The organism is Mesorhizobium sp. CU3 (genome assembly GCF_006442965.1).
In the GTDB taxonomy this organism is placed as follows: domain Bacteria; phylum Pseudomonadota; class Alphaproteobacteria; order Rhizobiales; family Rhizobiaceae; genus Mesorhizobium.
This window is the reverse complement of the sequence record NZ_VFWX01000010.1, coordinates 90942-111942: the sequence shown is the minus strand read 5'-3', so window position 1 is coordinate 111942 and position 21001 is coordinate 90942. Positions and strand designations below refer to the sequence as shown.

Annotated in this window: 19 protein-coding genes; 11 read left to right on the top strand and 8 right to left on the bottom strand. The window is 63.3% G+C overall.

The window, feature by feature from the left end; all coding sequences use genetic code 11:
- Positions 1 to 8: 8 nt before the first annotated feature.
- Together FJ988_RS16915 and FJ988_RS16910 are read right to left on the bottom strand one after the other, a co-directional pair.
- Entirely contained in the window at positions 9 to 1796 is a 1788-nt protein-coding gene (locus tag FJ988_RS16915; protein WP_407067709.1) for a bifunctional alpha/beta hydrolase/class I SAM-dependent methyltransferase, read from the bottom strand.
- 36 nt (positions 1797 to 1832) lie between these two features.
- The gene (locus tag FJ988_RS16910; RefSeq protein ID WP_140819482.1) at positions 1833 to 2435 is read right to left on the bottom strand and encodes a CDP-alcohol phosphatidyltransferase family protein; all 603 of its coding nucleotides are present in this window, start codon (positions 2433 to 2435) and stop codon (positions 1833 to 1835) included.
- 265 nt (positions 2436 to 2700) lie between these two features.
- Here FJ988_RS16910 and FJ988_RS16905 point away from each other — a divergent pair, with 265 nt between their 5' ends.
- From FJ988_RS16905 to FJ988_RS16895, 3 genes are all read left to right on the top strand, one after another.
- Positions 2701 to 3180: a MarR family winged helix-turn-helix transcriptional regulator gene (locus FJ988_RS16905; RefSeq protein WP_140819481.1), complete on the top strand. Its 480-nt coding sequence runs from the start codon at positions 2701 to 2703 to the stop codon at positions 3178 to 3180.
- Positions 3177 to 4358 (top strand): HlyD family secretion protein, encoded by a 1182-nt coding sequence (locus tag FJ988_RS16900; protein ID WP_140819480.1) that lies wholly within the window; start codon positions 3177 to 3179, stop codon positions 4356 to 4358. The genes FJ988_RS16905 and FJ988_RS16900 overlap by 4 nt, the downstream gene beginning before the upstream one ends.
- Before the next feature lie 294 nt (positions 4359 to 4652).
- Complete coding sequence (locus tag FJ988_RS16895; protein WP_140819479.1) at positions 4653 to 6185, top strand: DHA2 family efflux MFS transporter permease subunit; 1533 nt, start codon at positions 4653 to 4655, stop codon at positions 6183 to 6185.
- A 22-nt stretch (positions 6186 to 6207) separates the two neighbouring features.
- Here FJ988_RS16895 and FJ988_RS16890 read toward each other — a convergent pair whose 3' ends face one another.
- Positions 6208 to 7098 (bottom strand): LysR family transcriptional regulator, encoded by an 891-nt coding sequence (locus FJ988_RS16890; RefSeq protein WP_140819644.1) that lies wholly within the window; start codon positions 7096 to 7098, stop codon positions 6208 to 6210.
- Between the two features lie 206 nt (positions 7099 to 7304).
- On the opposite strand from FJ988_RS16890, the gene FJ988_RS16885 reads away from it, so the two are divergent.
- The gene (locus tag FJ988_RS16885; protein ID WP_140819478.1) at positions 7305 to 8243 is read left to right on the top strand and encodes a DMT family transporter; all 939 of its coding nucleotides are present in this window, start codon (positions 7305 to 7307) and stop codon (positions 8241 to 8243) included.
- Positions 8240 to 8965, top strand: coding sequence for a haloacid dehalogenase type II (locus FJ988_RS16880; RefSeq protein ID WP_140819477.1), 726 nt, complete (start codon positions 8240 to 8242; stop codon positions 8963 to 8965). Before FJ988_RS16885 ends, FJ988_RS16880 begins: the two co-directional genes overlap by 4 nt.
- A 38-nt stretch (positions 8966 to 9003) precedes the next feature.
- Here the strand turns inward: FJ988_RS16880 and FJ988_RS16875 are convergent, their stop codons facing one another.
- Positions 9004 to 9510 carry a CAP domain-containing protein gene (locus FJ988_RS16875; protein ID WP_140819476.1) on the bottom strand — a complete coding sequence of 169 codons (507 nt, stop codon included), beginning with the start codon at positions 9508 to 9510 and terminating at the stop codon, positions 9004 to 9006.
- Positions 9511 to 9607: 97 nt separating this feature from the next.
- On the opposite strand from FJ988_RS16875, the gene FJ988_RS16870 reads away from it, so the two are divergent.
- Positions 9608 to 10006 carry a VOC family protein gene (locus FJ988_RS16870; protein ID WP_140819475.1) on the top strand — a complete coding sequence of 133 codons (399 nt, stop codon included), beginning with the start codon at positions 9608 to 9610 and terminating at the stop codon, positions 10004 to 10006.
- 168 nt (positions 10007 to 10174) lie between these two features.
- Positions 10175 to 10999 (top strand): DUF2189 domain-containing protein, encoded by an 825-nt coding sequence (locus FJ988_RS16865; RefSeq protein ID WP_140819474.1) that lies wholly within the window; start codon positions 10175 to 10177, stop codon positions 10997 to 10999.
- A 159-nt stretch (positions 11000 to 11158) separates the two neighbouring features.
- On the opposite strand, the gene FJ988_RS16860 is transcribed toward FJ988_RS16865, so the two are convergent.
- The 3 genes from FJ988_RS16860 to FJ988_RS16850 all read right to left on the bottom strand — a co-directional run bounded on the left by FJ988_RS16860 (position 11159) and on the right by FJ988_RS16850 (position 16038).
- Positions 11159 to 11791, bottom strand: coding sequence for a LysE family translocator (locus FJ988_RS16860; RefSeq protein ID WP_127304559.1), 633 nt, complete (start codon positions 11789 to 11791; stop codon positions 11159 to 11161).
- 103 nt (positions 11792 to 11894) lie between these two features.
- Positions 11895 to 13868: a pilus assembly protein gene (locus FJ988_RS16855; RefSeq protein WP_140819473.1), complete on the bottom strand. Its 1974-nt coding sequence runs from the start codon at positions 13866 to 13868 to the stop codon at positions 11895 to 11897.
- Between the two features lie 199 nt (positions 13869 to 14067).
- Positions 14068 to 16038, bottom strand: coding sequence for a pilus assembly protein (locus FJ988_RS16850; protein WP_140819472.1), 1971 nt, complete (start codon positions 16036 to 16038; stop codon positions 14068 to 14070).
- A gap of 269 nt (positions 16039 to 16307) precedes the next feature.
- On the opposite strand from FJ988_RS16850, the gene FJ988_RS16845 reads away from it, so the two are divergent.
- From FJ988_RS16845 to FJ988_RS16835, 3 genes are all read left to right on the top strand, one after another.
- Positions 16308 to 17168: a TIGR01459 family HAD-type hydrolase gene (locus FJ988_RS16845; protein ID WP_140819471.1), complete on the top strand. Its 861-nt coding sequence runs from the start codon at positions 16308 to 16310 to the stop codon at positions 17166 to 17168.
- A 32-nt stretch (positions 17169 to 17200) separates the two neighbouring features.
- Positions 17201 to 18184: a bifunctional riboflavin kinase/FAD synthetase gene (locus FJ988_RS16840; protein ID WP_140819470.1), complete on the top strand. Its 984-nt coding sequence runs from the start codon at positions 17201 to 17203 to the stop codon at positions 18182 to 18184.
- A 135-nt stretch (positions 18185 to 18319) separates the two neighbouring features.
- A complete protein-coding gene (locus FJ988_RS16835; RefSeq protein ID WP_246688573.1) occupies positions 18320 to 18694 on the top strand; it encodes a hypothetical protein in 375 nt (124 codons plus the stop codon).
- A gap of 64 nt (positions 18695 to 18758) precedes the next feature.
- On the opposite strand, the gene FJ988_RS16830 is transcribed toward FJ988_RS16835, so the two are convergent.
- On the bottom strand, positions 18759 to 19313 hold the full coding sequence (locus tag FJ988_RS16830) for an HdeD family acid-resistance protein (protein ID WP_140819469.1): 555 nt from the start codon (positions 19311 to 19313) through the stop codon (positions 18759 to 18761).
- Between the two features lie 142 nt (positions 19314 to 19455).
- Between FJ988_RS16830 and FJ988_RS16825 the strand changes: the two genes are divergently transcribed.
- Entirely contained in the window at positions 19456 to 21000 is a 1545-nt protein-coding gene (locus FJ988_RS16825) for an acid phosphatase (RefSeq protein WP_246688572.1), read from the top strand.
- Position 21001 lies beyond the last annotated feature (1 nt).

The following is a 21001-nucleotide window of genomic DNA, read 5'->3' as shown; positions in this document are numbered from 1 at the left end:
TGGAAGTCCTAGCGCCGCCTTGCCAGCGAGACGGTGAAGATGCCCCATTGGTCGATGCGCTGGTCGAGCTTCTCGAAGCCGGCCGCCTCGACCAGCTGGTCCATCTCGCCTTGCGTGCGCCGCCGCATCACCCAGGCCTCGCCGCCGCGATGCGAGGTCAGGCTGCGTGCGATCATTTCGAGCTGTGGATGCCAGGGCTGGTTGGTGTAGATCAGCAGGCTGCCCGGTTGCATGGCGCGGGCCAGGCCGCCAAGCGAGCGCGAAATCAGCGCGTTGTCCGCGAAGAGTTCGTAGAGGCCGGAGACGATGGCGAGATCCGGCGCCGGGTCGAGCCTGGCCAGACCCTCGCCGTCGAAGGCGTCGGCGCGCTCGAATGAGACGCTCGCCGGCAATTGCCGATCCGCAATCAGCTTGCGGCCCAATTCGACATTGAGGTCGGAATAGTCGCGCAGGCGTACGCTGGCCGGCTGCTCCGGGCTCTGGGCGATCGCATCGAGCACATAGCGGCCGTGGCCGGCTGCGATGTCGATGATATGGCCGGGGCGTCCGGCGGATTTGAGCGTCGCCAGCGCCGAACCGATCAGCTCTTCGAGATTGAGCTTGCGCTGGCGGATGCCACGCCAGCCGATGGCGTCGAGAAAGGTCCTGTCGACCATGCGGCCGATCGGTCCGAGGCCGCGCGTGTCGTTCTCATAGACATAGTCCAGCGTCGAGCCGGAATCGAAGCCGGTGCCGACGCCGATCTTCATGCCGCGCGAGAACCAACTGCCGATGCGGATGGAGGAGCGGCTCAATGCCCAGTAGAGCCCCTTGGGCGAGAGAAGGTCGAGCGGCGACGCGAGCCTGTCGGCCTCGTCGCGGGTATAGCCGGCGATGTCCGCCTGCTTCAGGTCGGCAATAGGAGCCGGCGCCTCGGACTGGCCTTCCAGGAAAGGCCGGATCAGGTCGATCGCCTTGGCGCGGTCGCGTTCGCCCAGCGTGTCGTGGAAGAAGCCGGGCAGGACATGCCGTTCCTTCACGCGGCTGCCGAGATTGACGAAGAACTCGTGCTGCGGACCGTGACGAACCACCCAGTCGCTGCCCGACAAAAGCAACTGCGTCGGCACGGTGATGGCGCGGGCATCGGACACAATCCGCGCCGCATGCTGGTAGAGCTCGACCAGGATGTTGGAAGCGATCGGCCGCGTGATCAGCGGATCGTTCTCGAAGGAGGCGATGCGCACCGGGTCATGGGTAAGCAGGCTAGCCTTGACATAGGAATTGACGAAGAAGCGCCCCTTGATCTTCTGCCAGAACGCGATGCCTTCCTTGGCGAAGGGCACATAGAGCTTGACCGAGAAAGCGGGCGAGGCGAGCACCATGGCGCGCAGTTTCGGCGCGTAATCATGCACCCAGGCCGCCGTCAGTACCGCGCCGAAGGACTGCGCGATCAGCGCGATATCCTGTGCGCCGAAACCGTCCTTGGCGGCGATCTCGCGCATGAAACAGTCGATGTCGCGCACAAGCGCCGCGAAAGACGGCGCATAGCCGCGCTCGCCGGCCGAGCGGCCGTTGCCGCGCGCATCCCAAGCGTAGAAGGCGTGGTCGGGCATGCCTAACTCGTCGACCAGATGCATCATGCGCCCGCCATGCTCGTGGCCGCGATGGAACAGCACCACGGCGCCCTTAGCCTCGGCTGATACCGCTGGCCAGAAACGGTAGAAGATCTGTGTGCCGTCATGGCTGCTGAACATGCGTTCCTGCGCCTTCCGCGCAAGGCTTTGCGCCGGCGCGGCGGCGATTGGTTCGTGCAGCATGGTGTTCCCCTCAGACGGCATCGTGGGCCTCGATACCTAGCCGCCAGTAAGACCGGCACGTATCCGGTTTATGGCGGTCAGCAGCGAAAGCGTAGCCATGGCCGGAAACACAAAAGGCGCGATCACCCCGGGCCACAGCCCGGCGGCGGTGAGCACCGCGATCACGCCGAGCGCCAGCGCCCTGTCGCTCTTACCAAACGGCCCCGCATAGTTGCGCCCGATGCCCGCGGGAATGCCGAGCACACCGGCGAACTCGGTCAGCATCGCGGCGATGGCGAAAGCGACCACGCCCCAGGCGCCGAATTGCGCGAAGACGGCAAAGGGCAGGATCAGCGCAAGGTCCGAGACTACGTCGCAGATTTCGTTGAGATACATGCCGAGGGTCGAGGCCTGGCCGTGCTCACGCGCCAGCATGCCATCGATGGCGTTGAGCGCCATGCGCACGAAGAGCACGATGGGGATGAGGAGGAGCACCGAGCGCCAGCCGGGCAGGACTGCGATGGCCGTTCCGGCTGCGATCGACAGCACGGCTGCCAGGATGGTGATGCCATTGGCCGTCACGCCCATGGCCGCCAGCCTGCCGACAATCGGCCGCAACCTGTCCTGGAAAGCCGGCTTCAGCGCGTAAAGCGTCGGCATTGCATGATCCCCCGATCCTTGGCTCGATATCTATCACGAGCGAGCCGGGCGGCGCCAGCGTGAGATGAAAAACACAGTGAATTTTCAGATGCTTGATGCCTTGCTGTGAATGCATCGCCTCAAGCCTGCTGGCGCGTTGGGCCGAACCAAGCGAAACCTCAACGGAGCTGGCCGCGGAGGCATCGCATGCAGGCAATGTCCATTGCCGGCCTCCGGCTCAAAGCTTTCCCTTGAATAGTAAGCACGCTTATTATATCTATCGCTCATGGTTTCAGATGGCATCGACAGATTGGGATTTTTGATCCACGACGTGCAGCGCCTCATGCGCAAGCGCTTCGAGGGACGCGCACGCGGGCTGGGGCTTTCCTCGGCGCAATGGCGGCTGATGGTGCGCGTCGCCAAGGAAGAGGGCATCACCCAGGCGCGGCTGGCGGAACTTCTCGAAATCGAGCCGATCAGCGTTTCGCGCCTGGTCGACCGGATGGAGGAGGGTGGCTGGATCGAGCGCCGCCAGGACGCGACCGACAGGCGCGTGCGCATGATCTTCCCGACCGAGAAGGCGAGCGCAGCCTATGCCGACGTCAAAAGCCTTGCCGGCGAGGTCTATGAGGAATCCCTGACCGGCGTTTCGCCGGAAGACCGGCGCACGCTGATCCGGGTGCTGGACATTATCGTGCAGAACCTCACGGACGGCGAGGCATCGTCCCTGGAAAAGATCAAGAGCAGACAAGGGGCGGCGGCATGAGCGCGGCGGCCAAGCGAGAAGACGACAACGTCGTCACCAAGCTGGAGGCCCCGGCGCAGCCGGCTGCTGCTCCTGTCGCCTCGGCGCCCGAGCCACGGCCAGCACCCGCAGCCCCGAAGAAGAAGCGCCGCATCGGCCGCATGCTTCTGATGATCGCCCTACCGGCGGCGTTGGCGATCGGCGGCGCTTACGTCTGGGTGACCGGCGGCCGCTACCAGGAAACCGAGAACGCCAATCTGCAGCAGGCCAGGATTTCGGTCGCTTCCGACACGGCCGGCCGCATCGTCCAGGTCGGCATCGACGACAATCAGACGGTCAAGCAGGGCGACCTGCTCTTCGTCATCGATCCGGAGCCTTACCGCATTGCATTGGCCGAGGCCGACGCGGCGGTTGCCGCCGCACGCCTCAATGTCGAGCAGCTGCGCGCCGCCTACAGCCAGGCGATGGCGCAGGAGAAGTCGGCGAGCAGCGAGGTCGATTTCGCGCAGTCGCAATATGACCGCGCCGCCGATCTGGCGCAGAAGGGCATCAACGCCAAGTCCTCGCTCGACCAGGCCCGCAACGATCTCGACAAGGCCAAGCAGCAACTGGCCGTCGCCCAGCAGGGCATCGTCAGTGCCAAGGCCGCGCTAGGCGGCAATCCGGACATCGAGACCGACAAGCATCCGACCGTGATGTCGGCCTTGGCCGCGCGCGACAAGGCGGCCTACAACCTCGGCCAGACCACGGTGAAGGCGCCGGCCGACGGCATCATCTACCAGGCCGCCTCCTTCAAGGTCGGCCAGTATGTTTCGGTCGGCACGCCGCTGTTCGCGCTGGTCGAGACCGGCGACACCTGGATCGACGCCAATTTCAAGGAAACCCAGCTCACCAACATGAAGCCGGGCCAGAAGGCCGAAATCGTCGTCGACACCTATCCGGGCCGTACTTTCGAGGCGACGGTCAAGGCGATCGGCGCCGGCACCGGCGCGGAGTTCTCGCTGCTGCCCGCGCAGAACGCCACCGGCAACTGGGTCAAGGTCACGCAGCGCATTCCGGTGCGGCTGGAGTTGACGGATCCGGACGCCAAGATGGCGCTGCGCACCGGCATGAGCGCCACCGTCACCGTCGACACCGGCGTGGCGCGCGGCTGGCCGTCGATCTTCAGCCACGCCACGGCGGGCGAGCACACGCAGTAACAAGACACGCGCCCGGGGATTGGGGGCGGAGGGGATTGGTCTGAGGGGAGGGGTGGGAAGGACAAGCATTTGAGGTCGGCCGCCTGGCGGCGTCATCAAAACTGAAGCCTTCAACACGGACCCGTCGGTCCTCAAATTTCCGGGCGGCAGGCATCCGCTCCAGTCGAGACTTTCGGTCGATGTAACCCCCACATCGATAGTCGCGTCCCACCGCGATGAAGGTCTTTCAACGGAAGGCTTGCCGCCCGGAAACCTAGTCTACACGTCTTTGTTACCGGCTGGAAGTTCAGCACCATGAGCACGCCCGAACCCTTCAAGGAAGTGCCGCATCGCGGGCTGATCACCGTCGCGCTGATGTTGGCGACCATCATGCAGGCGCTCGACACCACCATCGCCAATGTCGCGCTGCCGACCATGACCGGCGACCTCGGCGCCTCGCCCGACAACATCAACTGGGTGCTGACCTCCTATATCGTCGCCGCCGCGATCATGACGCCGGTCACCGGCTGGCTCGCCGACCGGCTCGGCCGCAAGCAGCTGTTCCTAGCATCCGTCGTCGGCTTCACCATCTTCTCGATGCTCTGCGGCCTCGCCTGGAGCCTCGAGACGATAGTGCTTTTCCGCCTGCTGCAGGGCGTCTTCGGCGCGGCCATCGTGCCGCTGTCGCAAACCTTCCTGCTCGACATCAACCCGAAGGAGCGCCATGGCCAGGCGATGGCGATCTGGGGCGCCGGCATCATGCTCGGACCGATCCTGGGGCCGACACTCGGGGGCTGGCTGACCGAAAACTTCAACTGGCGCTGGGTGTTCTTCATCAACCTGCCGGTCGGCATTTTGGCCTTCGTCGGCATGGCTGCCTATCTGCCTGTCATCCCGAAGCGCGTGCGCGGCTTCGACTTCTTCGGCTTCGCCATGATCTCGCTCGGCGTCGGCGCGCTGCAGCTCCTTCTCGACCGCGGCGGCGAGGTCGACTGGTTCAATTCGGCCGAAATCTGGATCGAGCTTGCTCTGTCGCTCACCGGCTTCTGGGTGTTCATCATCCACACCGTGACATCGGAGCATCCCTTCATCGATCCCAAGATTTTCCTCGACCGCAATTTCGTGACCGGGCTGGGCTTCATCTTCGTGATGGGCGTGCTGATCCTGGCCTCGATGTCGCTGTTGCCCCCGATGCTGGCCACCATATTCGGCTACCCGACCGTGACCATCGGCGTCGTGCTGGGGCCGCGCGGCATCGGCACGATGATCTCGATGCTGGTCGTCGGCCGCATCATGCACAGGTTCGATGCGCGAATCCTGGTCGCCTTCGGCTTCCTGCTCACCGCGCAATCGCTCTACACCATGGCGAGCTTCACGCCGCAGATGGACAATTGGCTGATCCTCACCTCGGGCGTCATCCAGGGTCTGGGGATGGGCATGGTCTTTGTGCCGCTGTCGACGGTCGCCTTCGCCACGCTCGACGCGCGCTACCGCACCGACGCCACCGCGCTGTTCAGCCTGGTGCGCAATCTGGGCTCCTCGATCGGCGTCTCGGTGGTCGCGGCACTGATGGTGCGCAACACACAGATCAACCACACCGAGCTGTCGGCCTTCATCAACCCCTACAACCCGAATCTGTGGGCCGCTTCGCGGGCGGCGGCATCCGGCGATCCGGCGGCTCTTTCGCAGGTCGACCTTGCGGTGAACATTCAGTCGATGATGATTTCCTACATCAACGACTTCAAGATCCTGATGGTGATGACGCTGGCGGCGATCCCCTTCGTCATCCTGCTGCGCAAGCCGAAGGCCGCACCCGCCGGTGGAGCGCCGGCAGCGCATATGGATTGACCTGCGGCCAGCCGGCCTCTGCTCAGACTGCTATTTGAAGCGCGCCGTGACGGTTTACCTCGGCGACGATTTCCGTGATCAACGTCTCCAGCGCCTGATTGCGGGGGCCGCGTGCGCGCCTGATGACGTAGGCGAGGTCCGGAGGCTTGGGAAAAGCCGTGTCGACAATCTCCATCTCGGGTTGCAGGTGCCGCTGGCTCAACAGCGCTACGCCGAGGCCGGAGGTGACGCCTGCAACGATTCCAGCCGCGCTGGAGCATTCGAACACGATTTCGAACAGCGTTCCTTCGTCCTGCCCGAGATCGAGACCCCAGCGCCGGTAGAAGCAGTTCTCGTCGAAGGACAGAAAAGGCACCGGCTTGTCCTTCGACAGGACGAGGTCGGTAGACTTCACCCAATGCAGCGTTTCGCGAAACAGCAGGATGTCGGTGGGGCGAACCTCGTGCTGGAACACCTGGATGATGGCTGCATCCAGCGCGCCTTGGCCGAGCAGTCCCTGCAAGGCAAGGCTCATCCGCACCTGCGTGCGCACGCTCACCTCGGGATAGAGCCGGCGAAACCGGCCAAGGATGCGCGAGAGGTCCGTGCAGGTCGTATCCTCGGTCATTCCCAACGCGATCTTGCCTTGCAACGTGCTCTTCGACAGGCTGAGGATCGCTTCGTCATGGATCCCGAGGATGCGCCGCGCGTAACCCAGGAGATCGCGCCCGGCGGCGGTGAACATCGGCGTGTTCGCCTTCCGGCTGAGGATCTCGCAGTCTAGGCTCGCTTCCAGTCTCCTGATCTTGTGACTGACCGCCGATTGCGACAGGCCCAGGACCTCGGCCGCCCGCGTGACGCCACCATGGTTCTCGATCTCGACCAACGCCCGCATGGCATCGACATCCAGGCGGCGGCTCATCACTCCAGCCATGACAAATCCTATTAATTGCAAAAACAACACGCCAATTTCTGACGCAGAATCTCGCTGTCGGCAATCAATCATGCCAACGACAACGACCATTTCATGAACATATCGAAATTTGTCATGTGCAAAGTGGCATTTGCGCCGCCATATGTCTGCACCGGGTTGGCTGCGATCCGCCTTTGGAACGCGTGGACGCCGGGAAAAGAGAGCTCATGCCGTTCCTGCACAACAAGGCCCATCCACTCCTATGGCCGATCATGGCGATGGCCCTGGTCGTGAGTTGGAGCTCCGGCTTTGTCGGCATCCGCTTCGCCAGCGAGAATGCGGATGTCATGCTGGTCCTGTTCTGGCGCACGTTGGTCTCCGGATTGCTTCTCCTGCCGTTTGCCCTGCTGATCGGGCCGCGCATCGGCGTGCGCGCCCTGCTGCGGCAGATGATGTTCGGCGTCGCGATGATGTTTCTCTATCTGGGCGGATTCGCGCTTGCCATCGGCCAACGCGTGCCGACAGGCCTCGTCGCACTGATCTCCGATCTTGTCCCTCTCGCCATCGCGGCCCTGTCGCAACCGCTTCTGGGTCAGCGTCTGAGCGGCAGGCAATGGATCGGAACGGCTCTGGGGGCGATCGGCGTGCTCATCGTCTCGCTCGACAGCCTGACGCTCGGCACGGCCCCGCCCTGGGCTTATGTCCTGACGGTCGGCGCCATGCTCGTCTTTGCCCTTGCAACGGTGGTGCAGAAGCGGATGGGGGCGATCGATATGCCCATCCATCAGACCCTGTGCATCCAATGCCTGACCGCGGCGACCCTCTTTGCGCTCTGCGCCGCATGGAACGGCGGGCTGGCGCCGCATCTTGATGGCCGCTTCGAGTTCGGCATCGCCTGGCTGGTGCTGTTTTCGACCTTCTTCTGCTACGGCATCTACTACGCAAGCCTGCGCCTTTACAGCGTCGCCCAAGTCAGCAGCGTGATCTATCTCAGCCCGCCGGTGACGATGCTCTGGGGCTGGTCGCTGTTTAATGAGCCGCTTTCGGTGGCGATGTTCCTCGGCCTTGCCGTGACGCTTCTCGGGGTCTGGCTCACCTCGTCGCGAAGCGCGACATCGCGGGCCGGAATTGATCCAATCATGGACGTCAAGGAGTTGAACACATGAAGCTGACAGATTTCCAGGCGCTGACCTTCGACTGCTACGGAACCCTCATAGACTGGGAATCCGGGATGATCGACGGCCTGAGGCCGCTGATCGAGAGGGTTGGCCGCGGCATGAGCCGCAACGAGATACTGGAGGCGCACGCCCGGCACGAGTCCAGCCAGCAGAAATGGACGCCCGAAAAGCGCTACAGCGATCTTCTGCAGATCGTCTACAAGCGGCTTGCGGAGGAATGGGGCGTCGGCGTTACCCGGGAAGAGTGCGTCGCCTACGGCGAAAGCGTGAAGGATTGGCCGGCCTTTGCCGATTCAGCGCAGGCCCTGCAATATCTCAAGCAGCACTATAGGCTGATCATCCTTTCCAACGTCGACAACACGAGCTTTTCGTTCAGCAACAAGAAGCTCGGCGTGGATTTCGACGCGGTCTACACGGCCGAGGATATCGGCTCCTACAAGCCGTCCGACCGCAACTTCAATTACATGCTGGAGAAGCTCGAGGCGTTGGGCGTCGCGAAGGGCCGGATTCTGCACACTGCCGAGAGCATGTTCCACGATCATGTTCCCGCCAGCCGCATCGGTCTGAAATCGTGCTGGATCTATCGCAGGCATGCGGATGAGGGCTTTGGCGCCACCATGCACCCGGGCGACCTGCCGAAGGTGGATTTTCGCTTCGACAGCTTGGCCGCCTTCGCCAAGGCGCACGCCGAAGAACTGCGCGGCGGATGATATTTTTCGAGCCGCCCGCAAGCGGCGGCTCCTCGATCTTATCTGCCGAGCACCAGCGCCCAGTAGCGCAGGGCGGGATCGCGGCCGTCGCGCACATAGGCGAGGCCGAAGCGGCTGAAGTCCGGGTCGAGCATGTTGCGGCGATGGCCGGCCGAGTGCATCCAGATGTCGAACAGCTTCTGCTGATCGAAGCGGCCCTCGGCGATGTTTTCGGCCGCCGCGCCGCGCACGCCATTGCCCTTCATGCGCGAGGCGAAATCCTTGCCCCAGCCGGTGGTATGGCTCATGCGCTCGCGCGAGGCCATGTAGCCGGCCTGCTGGAGTGCTGCTTGCTCGAGCTGCGTGTCAGGCGTCAGTGCGGGCAGTCCGGCGGAGCTGCGGATGCCGGCCAGCGTCGCTGTGGCGGAGGACGAAACGCCGGCGCCTTCGCCGGTGGGCACGGTGACCGTGCTGCAGGCGGCGATGCCGGCTAGCGCTGCCAGTCCAGCCGCTGTCAGCAGCGAACGGCGGTTGAGTTGGTCGGGGCGAATATCGATGATGCTCATCCGGCCTCTGATACCGGCGATCATGGCTTTTGCCGGGCAGGGTGGCCAAAATCGCCATTGGCCACCTTCGTGGCCGATTCTCTGGCGGGGCTCACAAATGCTGCATCACATCTCCCTCGGCGTTTCGAACATCGAACGCGCTGCCGCCTTCTACGATGCGGCGCTGGCGCCGCTCGGCTATGTCCGCGTCTGGGATGATCTTCGGCCGGGCGAGCCCGACCAGGCGGTCGGCTATGGCCTGCCCGGCGGCGGCGACAAGCTGGCGCTGAAGTTCCGTCCGAAAGGCCAGCGCGCACCCGGTCTCGGATTTCATCTGGCCTTTGCCGCGCCGGACCGCGAATGCGTCGCGAAGTTCCATGCGGCGGCACTCGCCCATGGCGGCAACGACAATGGCCGGCCGGGTCTGCGCGCCGATTACGGCCCGCATTATTATGCCGCCTTCGTCATCGATCCGGACGGCCATCGCCTCGAGGCGGTCTTCAACGCGCCCGGATAGGCTTTTCGAGGCTCCACCGATGAAAATCGCGTGATACGGCGACTTTTCGCGGAAGATCGGTTATCATGCCGCCGTTCTTGAAGTGGCAGCCAGGGGGCGGCCATCCTCAGGCGATGACCGCCCGCTTTGATCAGGCGCATGGAATGCGCCGGCAAACGGAGGATGGTTATGGCCAGTTTTCATGTCATGGCGGACGCGCAAGGGATGCATGTGCAGCCCACGGTGCGCCGCATCACTACCGCGGATCTCCGCGATGCGTTGAGGCTCGGCGCCGAGGATTTCTGGGCCAAGCCCTCGCATTATGTGTTCCTGTGTCTGGTCTACCCCATCGTTGGCCTGATCCTGACGCAATGGACATCCGGCTCCAACGCCATCCAGCTCGTCTATCCGTTGATGTCCGGCTTTGCGCTGATCGGCCCGTTCGCGGCCATCGGCCTCTATGAGATCAGCCGGCGGCGCGAACTCGGCATGGACACCCATTGGCGCCATGCGCTCGACGTTCGGCGCTCGCCGGCACTGCCTTCCATCGCGGTCATCGGCATCCTTTTGTTCGCGCTGTTCCTGCTCTGGCTGTTCACCGCCCAGTCGCTCTACACCAGCCTGTTCGGAACCGAGCCGCCGGCTTCCGTCGGCACTTTCCTGCGCGACGTGTTGACCACCGGCAAGGGCTGGACGCTGATCCTCGTCGGCAATGCCGTCGGCTTCGTCTTCGCCGTCGTCGCCCTGGCCACCACCGTCATTGCCTTCCCGCTGCTGCTCGACCGCGATGTCGGCGCCGTCTCGGCGATCGAGACGTCCGCGCGCGCCGTCATGGCCAACCCGCTGCAGATGGCGCTCTGGGGCCTCACCGTCGCCGTGCTTCTGGTGATCGGCTCGATCCCGCTGTTTGCCGGCCTTGCCATCGTCATGCCGATCCTCGGCCACGCGACCTGGCATCTCTACCGCAAGGTGGTCGAGCCGGAGCAGATCCGACCGGCACGCCGGCCGATGTAGGGTTCTGACGGTTTGCCCCGGCGTGCGTTGAGATTCAGGTCAGGCCGAGTCGAGAATGATGGCTGTCGAGAACCGGAGCGGAGCGTACTGAAGTACGTGAGCACCGGAAGCGCAGAAAGCATCATTCGCAGGCCGGCCTCACTTGAATCTCAACGCACCCTATCGCTGCGCCTCAGTCGCCATCTTGAGCGCCAGCGCGGTCAGCACCGTACCCATCATCCAGCGCTGGACGACCAGCCAGAACGGCCGTCCGGCCAGGAAGGTCGCGATCGAGCCGGCGGTCACCGCGATGATGGCGTTGACGGTCAGGCTGATCGAGATCTGCGTCACGCCGAGCACCAGAAGCTGTGACAAAACATGGCCTTTGGCCGGGTTGATGAACTGCGGCAGCAGCGACAGATAGAGCACCGCCACCTTCGGATTGAGCAGGTTGGTCATCAGCCCCATGACGAACAGCTTGCGCGGCCTGTCCCTCGGCAGTTCTCGCACCTGGAAGGGCGAGCGCCCACCGGGCTTCAGCGCCTGCCAGGCCAGCCACAACAGATAGAGCGCGCCGGCAAAGCGCAGCGCGTCATAGGCAAAGGGCACGGCGAAGATGAGCGCGGTGATGCCGAAGGCCGCCGACACGACATAGAACAGGAAGCCGAGCGCCACGCCGCCCAGCGAGATCAGCCCGGCCTTCGGCCCTTGCGACAGCGAACGCGAGATCAGGTAGATCATGTTCGGCCCCGGCGTCAGCACCATGCCGAGGCAGATCAGCGCGAAGGTCAGATGGTTGGCGGCGTCGGGCATCGGGGTCTCCGGTTGTCCGGACACTCACCATGGACGTCTGTCGGCCGCAAGAAGCATGACTGCGCAAGCTTTTGCGCCAGTGTTGAAAATTGCGGACGGCGGCCTACCCGACCACGCGCAGGTTCGACAGCTCGTTGGCGATTTCCTTGAAATTGTCCGACAGCGTCGCGCCGGTGGCGTTCCAGAACAGCTTGGCCGGCTTGCTGGCGTCGGTCGGGTCCTTGCGGAAACGCGAGTCGGACGAGCAGCTTTTCAGCGCGTTCATGGCTTTGACGTCATCCGAATCGGTTGACGACATGTCGAGCGCCACCGTCATCAACATGATCTTTCCGGCCTTGGCGTTGTCGCACAACTTCGCCATCTGCTCGTTCATCGCCGCGGTGTAATTGCTCGACGAGTAGTTGAACTGGCCGATGGCCGAGGAGGTGCCGCCGAACAGGCGCGTCACCGACGTGCCGTTGTAGCCGACGCCGGTATAGCCGTAGGCGGCATAGGTCGACTTGTTGCCGGCCGGGTCGGGGCTCACGGTCGAATAGGTGTTCTCGCCGTCGGTGAGCACGATAACCACCTTGTCGTTGCCACGCTCGGTTTCCGGCCGGCCCTCGGTGAAAGGTGGGCTGCTGGAGACGGTGCGCCAGCCCCAGGCCATGCCTTCCGGCACGTTGGTGTTGCCGTTCGGCTGCATCAGGTCGATCGCTGCCTTGATCGCAGCCAACCCGTCGGCGTTGGTGACGTCGGTAAGCGGCGTGATCGGCGTCGTGGTGCAGCTGTAGTTGGGGCCGGCCCCTGTGCTCAGCGTCGGCGCATCGATCGGCCGCGGCATGAAATATTTGGCCATGTTCGACTGTCTGGTCTTGCCGGTGGTGCTCGACGGGTCGTCGTTCCACCAGCTGTTGGCGGCGCCATAGGTCACCGGGTTCGGCTCGTCCGGATCCTGTGTCACCTTCCAGTGATTGCCAGGCTCGTCCGGCGCGAACATCGGCACGAACATCGTGGCCGGATCGCCGACGCCGATGCCGGTGTTGTTCGGTCCGCCGGAGGCCGGCGTGTCGTCGACATTGTAGGGGTATGGCCGCACCTCGACGCAGCCCTGCCAACTGGCGAACGGCCCGTAAGTGTCGTTGTAATCGTATTCGTTGTGGCTGCGCTTGCAGGTGTTGTTCGAGCGGTACTCGTCGCAGACGACGCGTTTGCTGCTGACGATGCGCTCGTGGCTGGTGACCACTTGCATGTCGCGATAGAGCGAGAAGCGGCTCAGCACCTGGTTTTCCGTCGTGCCCCAGCCGCTGCCTTTCTTGTACCAGATGCCGCCGACCTTCTGCGCATATTTATTGGCGGCGCTGAGCGTCGACCAGTCGAAATTCTCGTTGGCGACCGGCGATAGCCCGTAAATGTCCATCCAGGAGGCGTCGTCGTTTTGCGTTCCGACATTGACGGACGCCGCGAACGGCACGAGGCTGAACTGCACCGGCTTGTCGATCTGCTTGATCTGCGCCGCCTGCTGCGCCAGCGTGTCGACCAGTTGCTTTGCTGCCTGTTTCAGCAGGTCGATGCGCTTCTGGCCGGAACCGGTGCCCTTCGTGGTCATCGAGCCGGAATTGTCGAGCACCATCGCCACTTCCAGCGTGTTCTTCAGCCGCACCTGAGAGTCCATGTCGAGCTTGACCGACTTGTTCGCATCGACGGTCGAAGCGCCGACCAGCAGCGCCGACGACGGATAGAAGTAAGGACGATAGTTCAGCGTCGCGCTCATGGTGAGCAGGCCGCCGCCCGCTTGACTGGTAGGTAGCGTGACACTGACCGACACATTTGCGGGGTCGATATTGTTGAGGTTGGCGTTGAAGAAATCGACCGCGTAAGCTCTGATCTGATCGTCGGTCGCCCCTTCGGCAAGCCGTCGCGCGGCGGCGAAGTTCGCGGCGTCGAGCGCGTTCAGCACCATCTGTCGCTCGCGACTGAGCTCGCTATAGTCGACGGCTATGGCCACCGCGCCCATCACCGGCACCATGGCGATCGCCGTCATCAGGCCATAGTTGCCGCGCCGGTCGCGGCAGAAGTGACGCCAGAATTCACGCATTTCAGGTAAGCGGCCCCCGCCGGCGGATTTGCTGTCGGAATCACAGTTTCACAAAACGCTGAAGGACCGGTGTGGGAAACCGCTCGATTGCGCGCCCCTGGTTTCACCGAGCGCTAACCAATCTGGCGCCTTGCGGCATTGCGCGCAAACAAGGGCGCCCGCCCGATGGCGGAGGGGCGCCTCGTTCGATTGCTTTCGTTCAACTGACGATGCGCAGGTTCGACAGTTCGTTGCCGATCGCCTTGAAGTCGTCCGACAAGGTGGCGCCGGTCGAGTTCCAGAACAGCTTCGCCGGCTTGCTCGGGTCGGTCGGATCCTTGCGAAAGCGCGAGTCCGACGAGCAAGCCTTGAGCGCGGCCATGGCCTTCTTCTCATCGGCCTTGGAGTCGACCAGATCCAGCGACACTGTCATCACCATGATCCCCGCCGCCTTGGCGTTGGCGCATAGCGATTGCATCTGCTCATCGAGGGCAGCCGTATAGTTGGCGTCCGTATAGGTCGTCTTCGGCACGGAACTGGTCGTGTTCATGAACAGGCGCGTGACGCTGCTCACGGCCGCGTTGACCAAGCCGGTATAGCCATAAGCGGCATAGGTGGAGCGGTTGTTGGCATAGCTGGCGTCGCTGATCGCACTATAGGTGTTGGCGCCGTCGGTGAGCACGATCACCACCTTGTCGTTACCTTTCTCCGCGTTCGATCGACCTTCGGTAAAAGGTTCGTTGCTGGAGAGCGTCCGCCAGCCCCAGGCAAGGCCCTCCGGCACGTTGGTGTTTCCGGTCGGCGCCATGGCGTTGATGGCGTCGATCAGTGCCTGTTTCTGGGCCGTTACCGTGACGTCCTTGAGCGGCGTGATCGGATTGGTGGTGCAGGCCGCGTTCGGACCATCGCCGGAACTGGCGGAAGTCGAGCCATAAGGCTTCACCAGAAAATACTTCCGCATATCGGTCTGGCGTTGGGTAGCGGTCGGATTGGGAGAATTGGGCCAGTCTGCCCACCAGTTGTTGTCATATCCGTAGCTCACGCTGGTGACATCATTCGTGCCGTCGCGGTTGAAGTCGCGCCACAGCGTACCAGGTTCGTCCGGGGCGAACATCGGCACAAACAGCGTCCCCGGAGTGGCGGTTGTCGGGGTCGTGTCGTCGTTGTTGTATGGATACGGCCTTGCTTCGACACAGCCTTGCCAACTCGCATAGCGGCTGGTCGTGTAGACGTATTCGGGATCGGTCCAGTGGCCCGAGCTGCATTTGCCCTTCTTGTCGTACTTGTCGCAAATGTATTGCTTCGAATTGGGCACTTCCTCGCGCCCCGACTCCACGGTCATGTCGGCATAAAGACTGAAGCGTGTTGCCGGTTCGTCCTTGCTGTCGCCCCAATCGGCACCGCGTTTGTACCAGACGCCGTTGACCTTCTCGACATATTTGGACGCGCCAAACGGAGAATTGGCCTGCGTCATGGTCGACCAGTCGAAATTCTCGTGCTGGACCGGTGAGATGCCATCCTGATCCATCCAATCGTCCCCGTCATGGGTAGGTCCGACATTGACCGAGGCAGAGAACGGCACCAGGGAGAACTGCACCGGCTTGGTAATCTGCTTCATTTGCTGGGCCTGCAGTGTCAGCGTGTTGACCAACTGCGCGGCTGCGTTCTTGAGCAGATCAATGCGCTTCTGCCCGGTTCCCGAACCCAGGGTCGACATCGAGCCGGAATTGTCGAGCACCAGCGCCACTTCCAGCGTGTTCTTAAGGCGAATCTCGGATCGTGCCGTGACATTAACCTCGGTCGCGCCCGCCTGGCCGCCGAGCAGCATTGCCGCGGCCGGCATGATTATGGGCTGGTATTTCAACGCCGCCTGAAGGACCAACGTGCCGCCGCCGGTATTGTTGTTGGGCAACGTAACCGTGAGGACGGTGTTTGCCGGAGGGACGTGCCTGAGATTGGCCTCGAAAAAAGACTTTGCATAGGCTTTAGCGTCGGCGTCGCTGACCCCGGCCACAATCTGTTGTGCGGTGGCCATGCCCGCGGCGTCGAGCGCATTGAGCGTTTCCTGCCGCTGGCGCACCAGCTCGGTGTAATCGACAGCCAGCCCCACGGCAGCAAGCAATGGCACCATCGTGATGGCTGTCATCAAGGCATAATTGCCTCGCTTGTCACTGAGGAATTTGCGGATCATGCACCTAGCCCCCGCCAAGATCCTATAGTTTCCAGCCTCAGCATGGTCATAAATCGTTAAATTTTAGAGCTCGCGAAAGTATCAAGATCGCGCCGTCTCTTGAGAGGCCGTTAACCTTGTGCCGTTTGTGCATCGCCAAGCGCGCGACTGCGCGCCTCCGGCTTGAGCGCGGGAAAGCGGGTGACAGGACAAGGCGCTTCCGTTATGCGGGACCGGCCGCGGCCGAACCTAGGCTGCGGCTTTGCCAGGATCGAGGATCAGGACACGACATGGCGGATTCGCCCGACATCATCGCTTCGCTCAGCCCTCTGGCGGGGCGCTATGCCGCCATCCTGTGCGATGTCTGGGGCGTCGTGCACAATGGCGAGTGGCATTTCCCGGCCGCCGCCGAGGCGCTGGCGAAAGCGCGCGCGGCAAAAGTGCCTGTCGTGCTGATCACCAACTCGCCGCGCCGCAGCGCCGATGTCGTCGCGCAGATGGAAATCATCGGCGTTCCCGCCGGTGCCTTCGACCGCGTCGTCACCTCGGGCGACGTCACCCGCGACCTGATCGCCGAGGGTCCGAGGAAGATCTTCCACATCGGCCCGGAGCGCGACTTCACCCTTTACGACGGGGTCGATGTCGATCTGGTCGAGGAGTTCGAGGCTTCGGGCGTCGTGTGCACCGGCCTTTACGACGACGAGGTGGAAAAGCCGGCCGACTACGCCGAGTTGCTCAAGCGGCTGCGCGCGCGCAACCTGCCTTTTATATGCGCCAATCCCGACATCATGGTCGAGCGCGGCGAACGCACCATCTGGTGCGCCGGCGCGCTCGCGCGCGACTACGCGCAGCTCGGCGGCCGCACGCTGATTGCCGGCAAGCCTTTCGCGCCGATCTACAATGTCGCCATGAAGGAGGTCGCCGCGCTGCTCGGACGTACTGTCGAGCGGAACGAGGTTCTGGCCATCGGCGACGGCATGATGACCGACGTCAAGGGCGCGGCCGACAACGGCTTCGACGTTCTCTATGTCTCCGGCGGCATCCATGCTCGCGACTATGGCGATCCGCTAAGGCCAGACCCCGAGAGGCTGAAGGGCTTTCTCGACAAGCACGGCTACCAACCGGTCGCCGTCATCGCGCGCCTGCAATAGAGTATGGCCTGGCCATGACGGGCGCTTCCTGGATGACGCAGACTTTCGAACGCATATCCGCAACCGCGCCGCTGCCGGCGCATCTGCGCGGCGGTGTCGTGGCGATCGGCAATTTCGACGGCGTGCATCGCGGCCACCAGTCGGTGCTGGAACGCGCGCTGGGCGAAGCGCGTGGCAACAATGTGCCGGCGCTGGTGCTCTGCTTCGAACCACATCCGAGAAAGGTGTTCCGGCCCGACGTGCCGCTCTTCGTTCTGACGCCGCCGCCGATGAAGGCGCGGCTCCTGGCCGAGCTCGGCTTTGCCGCTCTGGTCGAGCAGCCGTTCACACGCGATTTTGCTTCGCTTTCCGCCGAGGCTTTCGTCACCGACGTGCTGGAGAAGAATCTCGGCATCCACCACGCCGTCACCGGCTTTGACTTCCATTTCGGCAAGGACCGCCAAGGCGGCCCGGCCTTCCTGATGGCAGCCGGCGCGCGCCATGGCTTCGGCGTGACGCTGGTCGATGCTTTTCGCGACGAGGGCGCGGAGGTCGTCTCGTCGAGCCGCATTCGCGCGCTGCTTGCCGACGGCAAGGTCGAGGAGGCGGCCGGTCTGCTCGGCTATCGCTTCACCGTCGAGGCGGAAGTTATCGGCGGCCAGCAACTCGGCCGCACGCTGGGCTTCCCGACCGCCAATATGCGGCTTTCGCCGGAAGCCGCGCTCAAGGAAGGCATTTATGCCGTCCGCTTCCGCCGCGCCGACGGCACGCTCCATGACGGGGTCGCCAGCTTCGGCCGCCGCCCGACAGTCGACGACAATGGCGCGCCGCTTCTCGAAACCTTCCTGTTCGATTTCTCCGGCGACCTCTATGGCGAGACCTGCAGGGTGTCTTTCTTCGGCTTCTTGCGCCCCGAGCTCAAATTCGACGGCCTCGATGCGCTGGTGGCACAGATGAAGACGGACGAGGCCGAGGCGAGGGCGCTGCTGGCCGGAGTGCGCCCGCTCTCCGAGCTGGACGCCGCGATCGCGTTCTAACTGGAGCAATTCCAGGAAAAGTGTGAGCGTTTTTCCGTCCGGAGTTGCGTGAAACAGAGGGTTAGAGCGCCTCGCCGTTTCCGTGAAACGGTGAGACGCTCTCGGCGAGTAGATCGAAATGTTGATCTGCGGTTCGTGAAACATTTCATCGTGCTGGGGCGCTCGAGCTTGCAAAACGCCTCGATGAAGATCGATCCGGTCGTCCTGATTGTCGTGCTGGTCTGCGCCGCGCTGTTCATCCTTTGCGATGGCTTGAGCGCGCATTGGGGCAAGACAGGCAGCGGCCGCAGCCTTGCCGTGGTCATGCTGCTGTCGCCGGTATCCTACTTTGCCTTTGCCATGATCAACACGCGGCTGAACCTCGCCGTTACCGGTGCGCTGGTCAACACGATCGTGGTCGCCGGCGCAGTGTTGGTCGGCGCGCTCGTCTTCAAGGAAGAGGTGTCGGCCGCGCAATATCTGGGCATCGCGCTGGCGCTGATCGCCGTGACGCTGCTCAACGTGGACTGAGCGGCATGATCCCAAAAAGTTGGGATCCGATTTTTGCATAAGATCATGCCGAATTCGAGAATCCTTACCGCTTCAGCGCCAGCCCGATGGCAATGAAGCTCCACCCCTGGAAGACCAGGTCGATGGCCAGGAACAGGCCCAGCACCCAAAGGCTGTTGACCGGCCAGCCCATGGCGATGGTCAGGCCGAGCAAGATGGAAATAGCTCCGGCGATGACCAGCCAGCCCCAGCCCTTCTCGGGCCGGTGGTTGTAGCCGACCCATGCCCTGAACAGGCCGGAGGCGACCAGCGCAATGGCCAGAAGCAGCGTCAGCGCCGCCGAGGCGAGCAATGGGTTGTCGAAGGCGAAGAAGCCGGCAACGGCATAGAGCAGGCCGCTCAACAGCCAGTAGAAGAAACGGCCCCAGGTCTTGACGCCGAAGGCGTGGATGATCTCGATGATTCCGGCCATTAGCATAAGCCAGCCTACGACATAGACCGAGGCGACGGTGGCGATCATCAGATTGCCGAAGGCGATGCCGCCGAAAATCAGCAGCAGCACGCCCAACGCCACGAACCATCCCCACTTGTCGCGCGTCTTTCCGATTGCGTCTCTCAGGGCATCGCTGGGCAGTGTCATGACCTTGCTCCCTCCAGAATTGGCCGCGCGTTCCGCACACAATCGAAGGTAATCCCGATGGCACTACCCGTCCAGCGCGGTGGCTATTGCCAAGCTGCGCCGAAGCTGGTGTCATCCCATCTTGCGCTAGGGAGGTATGGCCATGAAGCGAACCCTTTGGCTCGCCCTGTTTTCCTCGACACTCGCCCTATGTGCGGCCGCTGCCGCTTTCGCCGCGCAGCCCGGCGATCCGCCGGACGGCATCTCCAAGATCGAGACGGTGGTGGTCATCTTTGCGGAGAACCGAGCCTTCGACAATCTGTACGGCCATTTTCCCGGCGCTGAGGGCATCGACAAGGCAAGCCAGGAGAGCCTGCAGCAGCGCGATCGTGACGGCTCGGTGCTGTCCGAACTGCCGCCGGTCTGGGACGGGCTGACCGCCAAGGGCGTGACGCCGCCGGTAACGCAGGCGATGACGGAGCACCTTCCCAACGCGCCCTTCACTGTCAACGACGCCAAGGGCTTCAACGTGGCGCTCAGCGTCACGACGCACGATCTCTGGCACCGCTACTACCAGAACCAGATGCAGATCAACGGCGGCAAGAACGACATGTTCGTCGCCTGGGCCGATTCAGGCGCCATGCCGATGAGCAACTGGGACGCGTCGAAGACCGACATGTGGGCGGTGGCGCAGAAATACGTATTGGACGATCATTTCTTCATGGGCGGCTTTGGCGGCTCTTTCTTCAACCACCAATGGCTGATCTGCGCCTGCGCGCCTTACTACGCCAATGCCGACAAGAGCCCTGCCAAGCCCTCGATCTCGGTGACGGACGATAGCGGCACGGCGCTGAAGATCGCCGACAACTCGCCGAAATCGGCGGGCGACGGTATCCCTAAATTCGTCTCCGACGGCAATCTGACGCCGGATTTCTATGCGGTGAACACGATGCAGCCGCCTTACCAGCCGAGCGGCAACGATCCGGCGGCTGGCGGTGATCCGCTGCTGGCGGATCCGGCCAAGCCCACCACGCTGCCGCCGCAGACCGAACCGACCATCGGCGACATGCTCAGTCTCAAGCATGTCAGCTGGGCGTGGTACTCGGGCGCCTGGCAATACACGCTCGACCACGGCAACCACACGCCGATCCCGAATTTCCAGTACCATCACCAGCCGTTCAACTACTATGCCAACTACGCGCCGGGCACTGAGGCCAGGCGCGAGCATCTGCGTGACGGCGGCGTCGGTGGCGCGAGTTTCATCCAGGCCATCGACGATGGCGCCCTGCCGCAGGTCTCCTTCTACAAGCCGCAAGGCAATCTCAACGAGCATTCCGGCTATGCCGACATCCAGGCCGGCGACCACCACATCGCCGATGTCATCGCCCATCTCGAGAAGAGCCCGCAATGGCCGCATATGCTGGTCGTCGTCACTTATGACGAGAATGGCGGCATCTGGGATCACGTCGCTCCGCCCAAGGCCGATCGTTGGGGCCCGGGCACGCGGATCCCGGCGATCATCGTTTCACCCTTCGCCAAGCACGGCTACGTCGATCATACGCCCTATGACACGACCTCGATCCTGCGCTTCATCACCGAGCGCTTCGAATTGCCCGTGCTGCGCGGCATCGTGGTTCGCGACCGGGCCGTTGCGGCGAATGGCGAGCCGCCGCTCGGCGATCTCACCGGCGGGCTCGACCTCAATTGAA

What these genes read in the sequence shown, in the direction of transcription:
- FJ988_RS16850 (WP_140819472.1), bottom strand. Translation starts at nt 16,038, where the DNA reads ATGATCCGCAAATTCCTCAGTGACAAGCGAGGCAATTATGCCTTGATG.
- FJ988_RS16900 (WP_140819480.1), top strand. Translation starts at nt 3,177, where the DNA reads ATGAGCGCGGCGGCCAAGCGAGAAGACGACAACGTCGTCACCAAGCTG.
- FJ988_RS16845 (WP_140819471.1), top strand. Translation starts at nt 16,308, where the DNA reads ATGGCGGATTCGCCCGACATCATCGCTTCGCTCAGCCCTCTGGCGGGG.
- FJ988_RS16915 (WP_407067709.1), bottom strand. Translation starts at nt 1,796, where the DNA reads ATGCTGCACGAACCAATCGCCGCCGCGCCGGCGCAAAGCCTTGCGCGG.
- FJ988_RS16885 (WP_140819478.1), top strand. Translation starts at nt 7,305, where the DNA reads ATGCCGTTCCTGCACAACAAGGCCCATCCACTCCTATGGCCGATCATG.
- FJ988_RS16875 (WP_140819476.1), bottom strand. Translation starts at nt 9,510, where the DNA reads ATGAGCATCATCGATATTCGCCCCGACCAACTCAACCGCCGTTCGCTG.
- FJ988_RS16840 (WP_140819470.1), top strand. Translation starts at nt 17,201, where the DNA reads ATGACGCAGACTTTCGAACGCATATCCGCAACCGCGCCGCTGCCGGCG.
- FJ988_RS16860 (WP_127304559.1), bottom strand. Translation starts at nt 11,791, where the DNA reads ATGCCCGACGCCGCCAACCATCTGACCTTCGCGCTGATCTGCCTCGGC.
- FJ988_RS16910 (WP_140819482.1), bottom strand. Translation starts at nt 2,435, where the DNA reads ATGCCGACGCTTTACGCGCTGAAGCCGGCTTTCCAGGACAGGTTGCGG.
- FJ988_RS16890 (WP_140819644.1), bottom strand. Translation starts at nt 7,098, where the DNA reads ATGGCTGGAGTGATGAGCCGCCGCCTGGATGTCGATGCCATGCGGGCG.
- FJ988_RS16830 (WP_140819469.1), bottom strand. Translation starts at nt 19,313, where the DNA reads ATGACACTGCCCAGCGATGCCCTGAGAGACGCAATCGGAAAGACGCGC.
- FJ988_RS16865 (WP_140819474.1), top strand. Translation starts at nt 10,175, where the DNA reads ATGGCCAGTTTTCATGTCATGGCGGACGCGCAAGGGATGCATGTGCAG.
- FJ988_RS16825 (WP_246688572.1), top strand. Translation starts at nt 19,456, where the DNA reads ATGAAGCGAACCCTTTGGCTCGCCCTGTTTTCCTCGACACTCGCCCTA.
- FJ988_RS16870 (WP_140819475.1), top strand. Translation starts at nt 9,608, where the DNA reads ATGCTGCATCACATCTCCCTCGGCGTTTCGAACATCGAACGCGCTGCC.
- FJ988_RS16895 (WP_140819479.1), top strand. Translation starts at nt 4,653, where the DNA reads ATGAGCACGCCCGAACCCTTCAAGGAAGTGCCGCATCGCGGGCTGATC.
- FJ988_RS16855 (WP_140819473.1), bottom strand. Translation starts at nt 13,868, where the DNA reads ATGCGTGAATTCTGGCGTCACTTCTGCCGCGACCGGCGCGGCAACTAT.
- FJ988_RS16880 (WP_140819477.1), top strand. Translation starts at nt 8,240, where the DNA reads ATGAAGCTGACAGATTTCCAGGCGCTGACCTTCGACTGCTACGGAACC.
- FJ988_RS16905 (WP_140819481.1), top strand. Translation starts at nt 2,701, where the DNA reads ATGGTTTCAGATGGCATCGACAGATTGGGATTTTTGATCCACGACGTG.